Origin of the sequence: Ferrovibrio terrae (assembly GCF_007197755.1) — a bacterium.
GTDB classification, from domain to species: Bacteria; Pseudomonadota; Alphaproteobacteria; order Ferrovibrionales; family Ferrovibrionaceae; genus Ferrovibrio; species Ferrovibrio terrae.
This window is the reverse complement of the sequence record NZ_CP041636.1, coordinates 268,851-283,601: the sequence shown is the minus strand read 5'-3', so window position 1 is coordinate 283,601 and position 14,751 is coordinate 268,851. Positions and strand designations below refer to the sequence as shown.

13 protein-coding genes are annotated in these 14,751 nt (G+C 64.2%); 10 read left to right on the top strand and 3 right to left on the bottom strand.

Features of this window, described 5'->3' with window-relative positions; translation table 11 throughout:
* Nucleotides 1-8: 8 nt before the first annotated feature.
* Nucleotides 9-1,040 carry an alpha/beta hydrolase gene (locus FNB15_RS01320; RefSeq protein WP_185973666.1) on the bottom strand — a complete coding sequence of 344 codons (1,032 nt, stop codon included), beginning with the start codon at nucleotides 1,038-1,040 and terminating at the stop codon, nucleotides 9-11.
* Here FNB15_RS01320 and ribA point away from each other — a divergent pair.
* From ribA to FNB15_RS01305, 3 genes are all read left to right on the top strand, one after another.
* Nucleotides 1,039-2,151 carry a GTP cyclohydrolase II gene (gene ribA / locus FNB15_RS01315; RefSeq protein ID WP_144066978.1) on the top strand — a complete coding sequence of 371 codons (1,113 nt, stop codon included), beginning with the start codon at nucleotides 1,039-1,041 and terminating at the stop codon, nucleotides 2,149-2,151. The genes FNB15_RS01320 and ribA overlap by 2 nt on opposite strands.
* A 112-nt stretch (nucleotides 2,152-2,263) precedes the next feature.
* Complete coding sequence (locus FNB15_RS01310) at nucleotides 2,264-3,277, top strand: hypothetical protein (RefSeq protein WP_144066977.1); 1,014 nt, start codon at nucleotides 2,264-2,266, stop codon at nucleotides 3,275-3,277.
* Nucleotides 3,278-3,328: 51 nt separating this feature from the next.
* Nucleotides 3,329-3,838: a L,D-transpeptidase family protein gene (locus tag FNB15_RS01305; protein WP_144066976.1), complete on the top strand. Its 510-nt coding sequence runs from the start codon at nucleotides 3,329-3,331 to the stop codon at nucleotides 3,836-3,838.
* Nucleotides 3,839-3,850: 12 nt separating this feature from the next.
* On the opposite strand, the gene FNB15_RS01300 is transcribed toward FNB15_RS01305, so the two are convergent.
* Nucleotides 3,851-4,777 (bottom strand): alpha/beta fold hydrolase, encoded by a 927-nt coding sequence (locus tag FNB15_RS01300; RefSeq protein ID WP_144066975.1) that lies wholly within the window; start codon nucleotides 4,775-4,777, stop codon nucleotides 3,851-3,853.
* Here FNB15_RS01300 and FNB15_RS20895 point away from each other — a divergent pair.
* The 7 genes from FNB15_RS20895 to FNB15_RS01270 all read left to right on the top strand — a co-directional run bounded on the left by FNB15_RS20895 (nucleotide 4,776) and on the right by FNB15_RS01270 (nucleotide 13,527).
* A complete protein-coding gene (locus FNB15_RS20895; protein ID WP_185973665.1) occupies nucleotides 4,776-4,931 on the top strand; it encodes a hypothetical protein in 156 nt (51 codons plus the stop codon). The genes FNB15_RS01300 and FNB15_RS20895 overlap by 2 nt on opposite strands.
* Nucleotides 4,928-5,917, top strand: coding sequence for an NAD(P)H-dependent flavin oxidoreductase (locus FNB15_RS01295; RefSeq protein ID WP_144066974.1), 990 nt, complete (start codon nucleotides 4,928-4,930; stop codon nucleotides 5,915-5,917). Before FNB15_RS20895 ends, FNB15_RS01295 begins: the two co-directional genes overlap by 4 nt.
* A gap of 83 nt (nucleotides 5,918-6,000) precedes the next feature.
* Nucleotides 6,001-7,902 carry a propionyl-CoA synthetase gene (locus tag FNB15_RS01290; RefSeq protein WP_144066973.1) on the top strand — a complete coding sequence of 634 codons (1,902 nt, stop codon included), beginning with the start codon at nucleotides 6,001-6,003 and terminating at the stop codon, nucleotides 7,900-7,902.
* 3 nt (nucleotides 7,903-7,905) lie between these two features.
* Complete coding sequence (locus tag FNB15_RS01285; RefSeq protein ID WP_144066972.1) at nucleotides 7,906-9,291, top strand: AmpG family muropeptide MFS transporter; 1,386 nt, start codon at nucleotides 7,906-7,908, stop codon at nucleotides 9,289-9,291.
* Nucleotides 9,292-9,455: 164 nt separating this feature from the next.
* Nucleotides 9,456-10,325, top strand: a complete 870-nt coding sequence (gene olsB, locus FNB15_RS01280) for a l-ornithine N(alpha)-acyltransferase (RefSeq protein ID WP_144066971.1) — start codon at nucleotides 9,456-9,458, stop codon at nucleotides 10,323-10,325.
* Nucleotides 10,326-10,448: 123 nt separating this feature from the next.
* Nucleotides 10,449-11,966 carry an acyl-CoA synthetase gene (locus FNB15_RS01275; protein ID WP_144066970.1) on the top strand — a complete coding sequence of 506 codons (1,518 nt, stop codon included), beginning with the start codon at nucleotides 10,449-10,451 and terminating at the stop codon, nucleotides 11,964-11,966.
* Nucleotide 11,967: 1 nt separating this feature from the next.
* Nucleotides 11,968-13,527 (top strand): acyl-CoA synthetase, encoded by a 1,560-nt coding sequence (locus tag FNB15_RS01270; RefSeq protein WP_221932718.1) that lies wholly within the window; start codon nucleotides 11,968-11,970, stop codon nucleotides 13,525-13,527.
* On the opposite strand, the gene FNB15_RS01265 is transcribed toward FNB15_RS01270, so the two are convergent.
* On the bottom strand, nucleotides 13,524-14,564 hold the full coding sequence (locus FNB15_RS01265; protein WP_144066969.1) for an NAD(P)/FAD-dependent oxidoreductase: 1,041 nt from the start codon (nucleotides 14,562-14,564) through the stop codon (nucleotides 13,524-13,526). The two genes, FNB15_RS01270 and FNB15_RS01265, sit on opposite strands and share 4 nt — an antisense overlap.
* Nucleotides 14,565-14,751: the final 187 nt, after the last annotated feature.

The following is a 14,751-nucleotide window of genomic DNA, read 5'->3' as shown; positions in this document are numbered from 1 at the left end:
GGCCGGGTTTAATTGGCTGAGAGGGCAAGCAGGGCGCTGGCGGTGTCTTCCAGACAGGCATCGCCCTCAGGCATGAGGCCGGCGAAGTTCGGCCAGGCATGTGGCAGGCCATGCCACAGCCGCAGGCGGACCGAAGTGCCGGCGGCACGGGCCTTCGCCTCCAGCCGCAGCGAGTCGTCGCGCAGCAGCTCACTGTCGCTGACATGCAGCAGCAGCGGCGGCAGACCCGACAGGTCGCCCAGCAGCGGCGAGATCAGGGGATCCCCCGGCGTATGGCGGTCAGCGTAGAGCCGGGCGGCGAAATCCAGCTGCTGGGCGGTGAACCAGGCGCAACGCCCGGCATTCTCGGTGATGGCGGCGCCGCTGCAGGTCAGGTCGGTCCAGGGCGAAAACAGTGCTGCCGCGGCTGGCAGCGGCAGGTTTTGCTGCTTGCAGGCCAGCATCAGTGCCAGGGCAAGTCCGCCTCCAGCGGAATCGCCCGCCAGCCAGATGCGGTCTGGGCGCCAGCCGTCGTCCAGCAGCCAGCGCCAGGCTGTCAGCGCATCCTCCAGCGCGGCGGGATAGGGGTGTTCTGGCGCCAGGCGATAGTCGAGCGCGAAGACCGCGGCGCCAAGACGATGCGCCAGCCGCGCGGTGATGGCGCGATGCGTGCGCGGGCTGCCGGCCATATAACCGCCGCCGTGCAGATACAGCAGCGCCCGGCCGCGCCGGGGCTGTCGCGGCCGCAGCCATTCGCCATGCACAGGTGCCTTCACCCGTTCGACCGTCACGCCGGGCAGGGGACGGCTGCGGGTCATGGCCGCCATCAGGACGCGGATCAGCGGCAGATCGGCGCGGCCGACCCGGCGCGGCTTGATCAGGCGGCGCAGGCCGCGGGCGATCAGGCGGGCCTGCAGGCTGGGTGTCGTCCAGGGTGCAAATTCAGCCGAGCCGGGCGGCATCCGGGCAGAAATCCCTGCGGCAGACGTCACATCGCTCTGCAGGTCGGTGCCCGGGCGGCTTGCCGGGTCGCCCCCAGAGTCGTACATCGGATCGGTCATGACTGAACTTTCCCCTGCCGCTGCCGCCATTGCCGTTGACCGCGCCGGCCACGAACTGCGTCGCGGCCGTCCGGTGCTGCTGCTTGGCGGCGGGACCCGTCGCACGCTGGTGCTGGCGGCGGAAACCCTGACGGAAGCAACCCTCGCCGATCTGCAGCGCTTCGACAATACGGCGGCGCTGGTCCTGCCGGCCTCGCGTGCCGCCGTGCTGCATATCGGCCCGACCGGACATGACACGCTTCTGTTACCCCTGCATGACCTGCCGGCTCCCGCCGAGGAACGTGCGGCCCTGATCCGCGATCTCGCCGATGCCAGCCGCGACCTTGCCGCACCACTGCGCGGGCCGTTTACCCGTCTCAAGGCCGCGCCGCCGGAAAGCGCGCGTCTGGCTGTGAAGCTGGCCAAGACGGCCTATCTGCTGCCGGCCGCCATTCACATCGAACTGACAGCGGATGCTGCGCTGCCGGCCGACCTGCTGTCGCTGCCCGAAGCCGCGGTTGCCGTCTACGACACGGCGGCGGCCGAAACGCTTCAGGCGGTCAGCCGTGCCCGGCTGCCGGTGGCAGACGCCGAGAATGCGCAGCTATTCGCCTTCCGCCCGGCCGATGGCCGGCAGGAGCATTTCGCCCTCGTCATCGGCACGCCCGATCCGGCGCAGCCGGTGCTGACGCGCCTGCATTCGGAATGTTTCACCGGCGATCTGCTCGGCAGCCTGCGCTGCGATTGCGGCGAACAGCTGCGCGGCGCGATCCGCATCATCAACGAGGCCGGCGGCGGCGTGCTGCTCTATCTGGCGCAGGAGGGCCGCGGTATCGGTCTGGTCAACAAGCTGCGCGCCTACCAGTTGCAGGACCAGGGCTTCGATACGGTGGATGCCAACCAGCGGCTCGGCTTCGATGCCGACGAACGCTGGTTCCTGCCGGCGGCGCGCATGCTGCAGAAGCTGGGCTTCAGCCGGGTACGGCTGCTGACCAACAATCCGGAGAAGGTGTCGGGCCTGGCTGCCTGCGGCATCGAGGTGGTCGAGCGCGTACCGCACAAATTCCCGACCAACGCCCATAACGAGGCCTATCTGGCCGCCAAGCGCAAACGCTCCGGCCACTACCTCTAACCTGCCCGGCAGGAATTGCCGGGTGGGGCGCCTCCCGCCATTAACTATATGATTTTCTTAGCAGGTCTCTTGGCCTGCGGCTTGCAATGATATGTCCCGAGAAAGGACCATCATGTCGAGCCTGACCACTTACGATGTCCATGGCATCAACGACCTGGCACCGCGCGCCAGGGCGACCGACGCGACCGCGTCTGGTGAGAAGGCTGGCAAGCCGCTGTTCGGCGAGGATGGTTTCACCTTCAGCGACTTCCTCGACATCATCAATCCGCTGCAGCATATCCCGATCGTCAACACGGTTTATCGCGCCATGACCGGCGACAAGATCGATCCGGGTTCGCGCCTTGCCGGCGGCGGCCTGTTCGGCGGTCCGATCGGCCTGGTCGCTTCGCTGGTCAGCGGCATGGTGGAAGAATCCACCGGCAAGGATCCGGGCGAACATGCCCTGGCCGCGCTGGGCATCGATCTCGGTCCCGGCAACAAGGATGCTCCGCAGACCATGCTGGCCTCGGCATCGGATGCCGTGCCGGCTGAACTCCAGGCTCAGGCGCAAGCCATGCCGCAACCCGAAATGAAGCTCGGCGTCGCCATGGATCCGCGCGCGGCCGATCGTAAGCCTGCGCCCATGAAGCAGGCCGGCCAGCCGATTGCCAGCAATGCCAATGGTGCGATCGAATTGCCCGGTGACCTGTTCCAGGCCCTGAAACAGAATGCCGCCACCCAGCAGGCCGACGCACGCTCCGACGCGATCAACAATACCCGCGCCAATCCGTTGCCCGGTCAGCAGCAGCAGGCGCACTCTGTCGGGCCGATGCAGGTCAACTCGAGTGGCCGTCCTGCCCAACAGATCGATGGTCGCACCTGGTTCCCCGCACATCCCATCGGTGGTGGCGGCGTTCCGACCCGTTCGGTCGGCACCTCGCCGGTGACCCAGGCCAACGCAACCGCGAAATTCGGCACGGTGCGCGGCAACAACTATCTGGCCACGCCGCAATCGGCGACGGCGTCTGCGGCTGCGATGGTGCAGGGCGAGAAACAGAACGAGTGGTCCAACCGCGCCACCGACGCCTATCAGAAATATTATGAGATGCAGAACGAGAAGAACCGCCGCGCTGGCGTCGTGCCGTAAGCTGCCATTCCGCCTCTTGCGTCGTGATCCTGAATCCCGCCTGATGACGGTATGAGCGACATCATCGTCACCTCCGACGGAATGCTGCAATTCGGCGGCCTGCGTTTCCGCTGCACGCTCGGCAAGGGCGGCGCGCTGCCCGAGGCCGAGAAGCGCGAAGGCGATGGCGCCACACCGCTCGGCCGTTATCCGTTACGCCAGGTTTTCTATCGGCCCGATCGCATGGCTGCGCCGCAGACCAGACTGCCGCTGCAGGCGCTGACCCCGCAGGACGGCTGGTGCGACGATCCGCTTGATCCGGCCTACAATCGTTTCGTCGCGCTGCCCTATGCCGCCAGCCATGAAAAACTCTGGCGCGAGGATGCGGTCTACGATGTGATCGTGGTGCTGGGGCATAACGATGATCCGCCGGTGCCCGGTCTGGGCAGTGCCATTTTCATGCATGTTGCCCGGCCGGATTACAGCGGCACCGAAGGCTGCGTTGCACTGGCGCTGTCCGATCTGCTGGCGTTGCTGGCCGTGTTGCGGCCGATCACACAGATCGATTTGCGCATGGGCTAATATCCTGCCCATCTAATACCCAGACTTGGCGGCCGCCCAGTCGATGGCGGCCAGCACCGAAGCAGGCCGCGAGAAATGCAGCGGATGGCCGCCGCCATCGGTTGCCATCAGTTTCACATCGCGCAGCACAGATGCAAGCGGACGGCCATGCACCGTCGACCAGACCGATGTGTCCGCATCATTGACCACGATGGCGACCGGCATGCGCAAGCCGGGGTATTGTGGCACCTGTTGGCGCAGGAAGGCATCGAGGACGCGGATTTCCCGCGCTGTGGCTGCATAGTCGTCCGGTCGCAGGCCCAATGCGACCGGAGCGCCGGCGAAGGACTGCGGCACGGCACTTGGCGCGAAGATGGAGGCGACAGCGGAATCCTTCAGCAGCATCCCTGCTGGTGTGACGATCGTGTGTTTCAGCAACGGACCGACCAGCGGCGCATCGGCGATGCCGAAGGGCAGCGGTTCGCTGCGGCGCCAGGGATGCGTCGCCGGGCTGACCAGCACCAGTGCGGCCACCGCGTCGGGATATTGCAGGGCATAGCTCAGCGCGACCGCTCCGCCATAGGAAAACCCGAGCAGCACCGGCCGGCGTACACCAAGCGTCTCCAGTGCGGCATGCAGCATCCTGGCCTGCGCATCAGGCGTGTCGCTGTCGATGGCATCGCTGTAGCCATGGCCCGGCCGGTCGACGGCGATGGACCGGAATTGCCGCGCGGTCTGCGGCATCAGGCTGGCCTCGAAATCTGCGGCAGCGCCATAGGCGCCGTGGATCATCACCAGTGCCGGGCCATCGCCACGCTCGATCACATGCTGGCGAATGCCGCCAGCGGTGATGAAATTCCCGGTGGCCGGAAAATCCTGTTCCGCCTGTCTGGCGATATGTTCGCTGGCTGCGCCGAGACCGAACAGGGTGGCGCCTAGGATAAGCAGGGCTGTCAGCATGGGTTTCCGCGAGTTTGTGTTCTTTTACGCATCGGCGGGGCAAACGGATGACTGCCGTAACGTCAATCGTGACGGATTCACACACGGCGCGATTGACGGCACCAAAGGCCTGTCGGATCATCCCGCCAACGAAATTCCTGGAGGAAAACCATGACGCTTCCCGCTGTCGTTCAGGGCCGGCTCTCGCTGCCGGTGATCGGTTCGCCGATGTTTATCGTCTCGGGACCGGAACTGGTGATCGCCCAGTGCAAGGCCGGCATCGTCGGTTCTTTCCCGGCGCTGAATGCCCGCCCGGCCGAGGTGCTGGAGCAGTGGCTGCAGCGCATCACCACCGAGCTGGACGACTACCGCGCCAAGAATCCCGACAAGCCGGTGGCGCCGTTTGCCGTCAACCAGATCGTGCATCAGTCGAACGATCGCCTGCAGCACGACGTGGAAATGTGCGTGAAGTACAAGGTGCCGATCGTCATCACCAGCTTGCGCGCACCGAATGAGGTGGTCGATGCGATCCACTCCTATGGCGGCATCGTGCTGCATGACGTGATCAACATCCGCCATGCCAAGAAGGCGCTGGAAGCCGGCGTCGATGGCCTGATCCTGGTCTGCGCCGGTGCCGGCGGCCATGCCGGCACGCTCAGCCCCTTTGCGCTGGTCTCCGAAGTGCGCCAGTTCTTCAAGGGACCGATTGCGCTGTCGGGTTCGATCTCGCATGGCAGTCAGGTTCTGGCCGCCCAGGCGATGGGGGCCGATTTCGCCTATATGGGCACGCGCTTCATCGCGACGCAGGAAGCCAATGCCGCGTCGGGCTACAAGCAGATGCTGATCGATTCTGCGGCCGGCGACATCGTCTATTCCTCGCTGTTCACCGGCGTGCATGGCAATTATCTGAAAAAGAGCATTACGGCTGCCGGCATGGATCCCGACAACCTGCCCGAAGCCGACAAGAGCACGATGAGCTTTGGTTCGGGCGGCACCTCGAAGTCGAAAGCCTGGCGCGACATCTGGGGCGCGGGGCAGGGTGTTGGCCTGATCCAGGATTCGCCGTCAGTGGCCGACCTGGTCGCCAGGCTCAAGCGCGAATACGACGCCGCCAAGGCCGAGCTTCTGGGCGTGGGTCAGGGCCGCGCAGCAGCCGAGTAAGGCCCCCCTTATTCCTCCTGCCCCATGTTTCTGCAGGTCTGGGTCTGCTATAGATCGGACAAAGATCCGGGCGGGAGGAAAAGATGGCGAGCCGCTACGAACAGGTTTACGCAGCCGCGAAAGCTGATCCGGAAGGTTTCTGGGCCGAAGCGGCGCGCGCGCTGCACTGGACCAAAACCTGGGATCGCGTGCTGGACGCCTCGAACCCGCCATTCTATCGCTGGTTTGCCGGCGCGGAATGCAACACCTGCTACAATGCGCTCGACCGTCATATCGAGGCCGGCCATGGCGACCGCATCGCGCTGATCTACGACTCGCCAGTCACCAATACGATCCGCAAATTCACCACGCTGGAACTGCGCGACAAGGTCGCGAAGCTGGCCGGCGCGCTGCAGTCGCGGGGTATCGTCAAGGGCGACCGCGTCATCATCTACATGGCGATGACGCCGGAAGCCATGATGGCCATGCTGGCCTGCGCCCGCATCGGCGCGATCCATTCCGTGGTCTTCGGCGGCTTCGCGCCGCGCGAACTGGCCACCCGCATCGACGATGCCAAGCCGAAGCTGATCATCGCCACCTCCTGCGGTCTCGAGGCTGGCCGCGTGGTGGAATACAAGCCGCTGCTCGATCAGGCGATCGATATGGCCGCGCATAAGCCGTCGGCCTGTCTGGTGTTCCAGCGCCCTATGTATGCCGGACCGATGACCGAAGGACGCGATTTCGATTTCGATGCCGAGATCGCCAAGGCGGCGCCGGCTGACTGCGTACCGGTACAGGCGACCGATCCGCTCTATGTGCTCTACACGTCTGGCACCACCGGTATTCCCAAAGGCGTCGTGCGCCAGAATGGCGGCCATATGGTGGCGCTGAACTGGTCGATGAAAAACATCTACGGCGTCAATCCCGGTGAGGTGTACTGGGCTGCGTCCGATGTCGGCTGGGTGGTGGGACATTCCTACATCGTCTATGCGCCGCTGATCGCCGGCTGCACTACGCTGCTCTACGAAGGCAAGCCGGTCGGCACGCCAGATGCCGGCGCCTACTGGCGCGTGATCGAGCAGCATAAGGTGGTGGCGCTGTTCACCGCGCCAACGGCCTTCCGCGCGATCAAGAAGGAAGATCCGAAAGCGGAGCTGCTGAAGAAGTATGATCTTTCGCATTTCCGCACGCTGTTCCTGGCCGGTGAACGTGCCGATCCCGATACGGTGAAATGGGCCGAGGATGCGCTCGGCAAGCCGGTGATCGATCACTGGTGGCAGACCGAGACCGGCTGGCCGGTGGCGTCGAACTGCATGGGTATCGAAGTCCTGCCGGTCAAGCATGGCTCGCCGACGCGCATCGTGCCGGGTTATGACGTGCAGGTGCTGGACGATGAAGGTCATCCGGTGAAGGCCGGCAATATCGGCAATATCGTGATCAAGCTGCCGATGCCACCGGGCTGCCTGCCGACGCTGTGGAACAACGACGACGGCTACAGGAGAAGTTATCTCGCGCGTTTCCCCGGCTATTACAACACCGGCGATGCCGGCTTCATCGACGAAGACGGCTATATCTTCATCATGAGTCGCACCGATGACATCATCAATGTCGCCGGCCATCGTCTGTCGACCGGCGGCATGGAGGAGGTGCTGGCCTCGCATCCCGATGTGGCGGAATGCGCCGTGGTCGGCGTGGCTGATGCGCTGAAAGGTCAGGTGCCGCTCGGCTTCGTGGTGCTGAAGGCTGGCGTGACGAAAGCGGATGACCAGATCCTGCGCGAACTGGTGCAGCTGGTGCGCGAGCGAATCGGCCCGGTGGCGGCCTTCAAGCAGGCTGCCGTGGTCAAACGGTTGCCGAAAACGCGCTCGGGCAAGATACTGCGCGGCACCATGCAGAAAATCGCCGACGCGCAGGACTACCGCATGCCTGCCACCATCGATGATCCCGCCATCCTGGGCGAGATCTCCGAGGTGCTGCAGCCGCTCGGCTACGCCAAGCGGCCCTGATCGGTGCCGCTCAGTCCGCGCGTTTCATCCTGGCTGTCGGCGCTCACGGTCTATCGTGACCGCCGCGTGCTGGCGATTCTGGTTCTGGGCTTCGCCTCTGGCCTGCCGCTCGCGCTGACCGGGCAAACGCTGCAGGCCTGGCTGAAGGAATCCGGCGTCTCGCTGCAATCCATCGGGCTGTTCGCGCTGGTCGGAGTGCCCTACACGCTGAAATTCCTCTGGGCACCGCTGATCGACCGCCTGCCGCTGCCGATCCTGACGCGCTGGCTCGGCCGCCGACGCGGCTGGCTGATCTTTTCGCAGGCGCTGCTGATGGCCGCCATCGTTGGGCTGGCATTCAGCAATCCGGCGCAGGCGCTGGCGCTCACTGCCATCTTCGCTGTCGGAGTCGCTTTTGCCTCCGCCACGCAAGATATCGTCATCGACGCCTGGCGCGTCGAGATCCTGGAGCAGCGCCAGCTTGCCGCCGGCGCGGCGTCCATCGTGTTCGGCTATCGCCTCGGCATGCTGGTATCCTCGGCCGGTGCACTCTATCTGGCCGACCAGTTCGCCTGGCCGCTGGTCTATCTCGCCATGGCGGCCCTGCTGGTGGTTGGCGCGATCACAGTGCTGCTGATCGGTGAGCCGAAAATGCTGCCGCGCGGCGATGCCGAGCGACGCTTCGTCGAGGCGCAGGCCTGGCTCAGCGCACGCCCGCATCTCTCGGGTCCCATGGCTGCCACTATGGCCTGGCTCTATGCCAGCGTCGCGGGACCATTCCTGCAGTTCATGTCGCGCAAGGGCTGGGTTGGCATCCTGCTGTTCGTGATGCTGTTCAAACTGGGTGACAGCCTGGCGGGCGTGCTGGCCACCAGCTTCTATCTCGACATAGGCTTCACCAAGACGGAGATCGCCGAGATCAGCAAGCTGTATGGCTTCGGCGCCACCCTGATCGGGCTGTTCATCGGTGGCTGGATGATGCAGGCAATCGGCCTGTACCGCTCGCTGTGGGTCTGCGGCCTGCTGCAGATGGGGTCCAACCTGCTGTTTGCCCTGCTGGCCCTGCGCGGGCATGACCCATGGTTCCTGGCGCTCACCGTGGGGCTGGAGAATCTGGCGGGCGGAATGGGTACGGCGGTACTGGTGGCCTATCTCTCGGCGCTCTGCGACGTGGCCTACACCGCCACGCAATATGCCCTGCTGTCGTCGCTGACGGCGGTGGCCCGCACCCTGCTGTCGTCCTATGCCGGCTTCCTGGCTGGCGGGCTCGGCTGGCCGGTTTTCTTCCTGCTGACAACGGTAGCCGCGCTGCCCGGTCTGGCTCTGCTGGCCTGGCTGACCCGGAACGGTGCCGAGACTCGGCTCGACACGCGCAGGGCGGGTAACGCCGGAGCAGGAACCGAAGACTGACTCTCACGAATCGGCAATGAGACCGTTCAGTGAGACCCCCAACATTTAGGGGTTGTCAGGGTTGTGCACCCGCAACATATTTTTCTTGGCTACGCGTTTTAATATATCTGTCATAGATTTGACACTATTGCATCATCGTGTATAGCGATAGTCGGAGCATGAACATGCAGTTGCCACTCTCCGTTCCATCGGTCATCCCACAGCCCCGCGTCACCCGTCGCGGCTGGCAGTGCACGTCTGCCGATGGCCGGTTCGAGGTGCGCCTGACCCGCAGCCCGGATGACATCGCGGCCGCCCAGCGCCTGCGCTACAAAGTTTTCTATGAGGAGATGGCTGCCGAGCCGTCGCCCGAGATGGCCCGGCTGGGTCGCGATTTCGATCAGTTCGACCGGCTCTGCGATCATCTGATGGTCTTCGACCGCCGCCATCCCGATGGCGAGCAGGCCGTGGGCACATACCGTCTGCTGCGTCGCGAATTCGCCGAGACGCATGGCGGCTTCTACTCCGCCTCGGAATATGACCTGAAGCCGATGCTGGATTATGCCGGCGCCGGTGGCGGCCTGCTGGAACTCGGTCGTTCCTGCGTGCATCGCGACTACCGCACCAATGCGACGATCCAGCTGCTGTGGCGCGGCATCTCCACCTATATCACTGACCACGATATCGGTTTCATGTTCGGCTGCGCGTCTTTTCCGGGCACCGACCCGGAGCGGCATGCCATGGCGCTGAGCTATCTGCATCACAATCATCTGCCGCCGCCGCAATGGCGCGTGCGCGCGCTGCCTGAGCGCTTCGTGTCGATGAACCTGATGCCGGCCGACCAGGTCAACATGCGCACTGCGCTGCATGCCCTGCCGCCACTGATCAAGGGCTACCTCCGGCTCGGCGCCTATATCGGCGATGGCGCGGTGATCGACCAGCAGTTCGGCACCACCGACGTGTTCATCCTGCTGCCGGTCGACCGGATTGCGCCGAAATACCAGAATCGCTTCTCGCCCGATGAGGGCCTGGTCGTGACCGAATACCACGCCTGACGTGGCGTAAGGTCGCTCTGACCCCGAAATGATGGACGGCGCCGGCTTCCGGCGCCGTTTTTCTTTGCGTAACATTCGTCCCAGAGGAAACGGAAACCCGACAGGGATCATTGGGGCGCGACCATGAATCTGGCGCATCTGCTGCACCGCGCAGCCAAAGTTTGGGGCGACAGGCCGGCTTTGTCGGTCGGCAAGACCGTGCGGCTCACCTATGCCGAGACCGGGCGGCGCGTGCCGAGACTGGCGGCAGGCCTGGTCGCGGCCGGCAAACTGCAGCGCGGCGACCGCGTGGCGCTGCTGCTGAAGAACTGCCCCGAATACTGGGAACTGCTGTTCGCGCTCTGGCATGCCGGCATGGTGGCCGTGCCGGTCAATGCCAAACTGCATCCGCGCGAGGTAGCCTGGATTCTCGACAATGCCGGGGCCAGGCTGGCCGTGGTCTCCAGCGCGCTGGCCGACGAGCTGAAACCGCTGACCCAGACTCCGCTGATCCTGCTGGAAGAACCGGCTTTCGCGGCGCTGTATGATGCGCCGGCCATGCCGGTGGCGGATGTCGCACCCGACGATCTGGCCTGGCTTTTCTATACCTCTGGCACCACCGGGCGGCCGAAAGGCGCGATGCTGACGCATCGCAACCTGGTGGCGGCGGTGATGAATTATTACGCCGATGTCGATCATGTCAGTCCGCAGGATTGCATCATCCATTGTGCGCCAATCAGCCATGGCTCCGGCCTGTATGGCCTGCCGCATGTGGCGCGCGGCGCCAATCAGGTAATCCCCGCCTCCGGAGGTTTCGATCCGGCCGAGACGCTGGAACTGATCGCGCATTGGCCGGGCTGCAGCTTCTTCTTCGCACCCACCATGGTGCATCGCCTGGTGCATGCGCCCGAGATCGCGACGGCTGACACGTCCAATCTGAAAACCATCGTCTATGGCGGTGGGCCGATGTATGTCGCCGACCTGCAGGATGCCATGCGCGTTCTGGGTCCGAAGCTGGCGCAGATCTATGGCCAGGGCGAAGCGCCGATGACGATCACCGGCATGGACAAGGAGATGCATGTCGATACCGGGCATGCCCGGTATCTGGCGCGGCTGGGGTCTGCAGGCGTGGCGCGCACGGATGTCGAAGTTCGGGTGGTCGATGCCGACGACACTCCGCTGCCCAATGGCGAGATCGGCGAGATCATCTGCCGCGGCGATGTGGTGATGGCCGGCTACTGGCGCAACCCCGAGGCATCAGCGCAGACACTGCGCAATGGCTGGCTGCATACCGGCGATGTCGGCAGTTTCGACGACGACGGCTACCTGACCCTGAAAGACCGCTCCAAGGATATGATCATCTCGGGCGGCAGCAACATCTATCCGCGCGAAGTGGAGGAGGTGCTGCTGCAGCACCCCGACGTGGACGAGGTGTCGGTGGTTGGCAAGCCGCATGCCGACTGGGGCGAGGAAGTCGTGGCTTTTGTCGTGCGTCGCAATGGTGCATCCGTCGGCGAGGCGGCACTGGACGCGCTCTGCCTCGATCATATCGCGCGCTTCAAGCGGCCCAAACAGTATCGTTTCCTGTCGGCCCTGCCGAAAAACAATTACGGCAAGGTGCTGAAAACCGAACTGCGCGTCCTGCTGGAAAAGGAAGGCTGATTTGTCCGACCTCGTCTATATCACCGAGCATGCACAAAAGACGCCTGACAAGCCGGCCATCGTCATGGCCGAGACCGGCGCCGTCACCACCTTCGGCCAGCTTGAGTCGGCCTCGAACCGTGCCGCGCAGCTGTTTCGCAAGCTCGGCCTCGGCCCACGCAGCCATATGGCGCTGGTGATCGAAAACCGGCCGGAATTCTTTGAGATCTGTTTCGGCGCTGACCGCGCCGGACTGTATTACACACCGGTCAGCACGCGGCTGAGTGCGCCCGAGATTGCCTATATCACCAGCGATGCCGGCGCGCGCGTGCTGGTGATCACCGACGAATTCCGCAGTATCGCTGCCGAACTACACGCGCAGTGCAAAGGCGTCGAGCGCTTCTACATGATCGGCGGTCAGCCTGAGCCGGGCTATGAAAGCTGGGAGGCTGCCGTCGCCGCCATGCCGGCGACACCGGTGGCGGACGAGATGCAGGGCCGCGACATGCTGTATTCGTCGGGTACCACCGGCAAGCCGAAGGGCATCAAGCGGCCGATCAACGGTGATCCGGTCGGCACCCGCAGCTATTTCGTCGACAACGGCTACAGGCTGTACGACTACAGCCCGCAGATGCGCTACCTCAATCCGGCGCCGCTCTATCATGCGGCACCTTTGCGCTACTGCATGCTGGTCCTGCGCGTCGGTGGCGCGTTGGTGATCATGCAGCATTTCGACGCCGAAGCGGCGTTGCGGCTGATCGAAAAGCACCGGATCACGCACAGCAACTGGGTGCCTACCATGTTCGTGCGAATGCTCAAGCTGCCGGCGGAAGTCCGTAGCCGTTACGATCTCTCGTCGCATCGCGTGGCCATTCATGGCGCCGGTCCGGTCTCGAGCGTGACCAAGCAGCAGATGATCGACTGGTGGGGTCCGGTGCTGTTTGAATATTACGCGGCTTCAGAAGGCAACGGCATGACCTTCATTACCAGCCAGGACTGGCAGACGCATAAAGGCTCGGTCGGCCGCGCCATTATCGGCGAACTGCATATCGTCGATGACGAGAGCGGCGCGGAACTGGGCACGGCTGAGTCTGGCCTAGTCTATTTCGGCAACGGCCAGCCCTTCACCTATCACAATGACGATGCCAAGACGAAACAGGCCTTCAACGACAAGGGTTGGAGCACGCTGGGCGATATCGGCTATCTCGATGCCGAGGGCTATCTCTATCTCACTGACCGCAAGGCTTTCATGATCATTTCCGGCGGTGTGAATATCTATCCGCAGGAAGCCGAGAATGTGCTGATTGAGCATCCTAAGGTGGCGGATGTCGCTGTGATCGGCGTGCCCAACGAGGATTTCGGCGAAGAAGTGAAGGCGGTCGTGCAGCCGGTCGATATGAAAGACGCAGGCCCGGCGCTGGCCGAGGAACTGCTGGCCTATTGTCGCCAGCATCTGGCCGCCATCAAATGCCCGCGCTCGATCGATTTCGAGGAAGCCCTGCCGCGTCATGCGACCGGCAAGCTCTACAAGCGGCTGATCAAGGATCGCTACTGGGGCAACCGCACCAGCCGTATCGTTTAGGCTTTGACGCCGCTTCCGGGCGTACCCTTCGAGGTCGAATACTCGAAATGCAGCGGCTTGCCGTCGTTGAGCAGCGGATAGATCGCATGTGCCGCTGAGGCTGCCTCGGCGAAGCCCGTTAGTATCAGCTTGAGCTTACCGCGGTACGTGGCCACATCGCCGATGGCGAAGATGCCGGGGACGGAAGTCTGGCAGTTGGCCGGATCGACCGGCAGGTGGTGGCGATCCAGTTCCATGCCCCACTGCGCAATCGGCCCCAGATCGCTCTTCAGGCCGAAGAAGGCGAGCAGCGCATCGGCCGGCAGGCTTCTCGTCTGACCCTCCAGTGTTTTCACCGTCACGCCGGTCAGCACACCATTACCGCCCTCCAGCGCATCGAGCTGGTAGGGCACCACGATATCCAGGCCATAGCCGTCCAGCGCACGCAGTTTGGCCACGCTGTCGGGCGCGGCACGGAACTGGTCGCGGCGATGCACGAACCAGATCTGCGCGGCGACGCCATGCAGCATCAGCGCCCAATCCACCGCGCTGTCGCCGCCGCCTGCGATCACGATGCGGCGGGCGCGGAAATCCTCGGCGCGCCGCACCAGGTAATGCACGCCGCAGCCGCCGGGCTGGCCCTCGAAGGATTCGATATTGGCCAGCGGCGGGCGGTTGGGGCCAAACGCGCCGGCCCCGGCCGCGATGATCACCGCGCCGGCCTCGATCACATTGCCCTTTGATGTTGTGAGACGGAAGCCGCCGCCGACACCGTTGGGCTGTTCGAGTTTGTCGACGCGCTGGCCCAGATGATAGACCGGCTTGAACGGGGCGGCCTGGAGTTCAAGCTGCTCCACCAGGCCGGCCCCGCTGATCTGTGGGAAGCCGGGAATGTCGTAGATCGGCTTTTCCGGATACAGCGCGCTGCACTGTCCCCCGATGGCGTCGAGCGCATCGATCACGTGGCAGTTCAGCCCCACCATACCGCATTCGAATACGGCGAACAGGCCGACCGGGCCCGCGCCGATAATGACAACATCTGTTTTCTGAACAGTCATCGCTGCGAATGCATCCACGCTACAGGCAGACAGGAAAGCCGGTAATCTGGCCAAATGTGTGGCAAGTTTTTAACGGCTTCCGGCGCGGCCGACTACCCGTCAGGCTGCGTTGACCGTCACGAATCCGCCCGACGGGCGAGAATGTCCCCGAGAAGGGTTACAGGCCTAACGCCCGAAGTAGACAGAA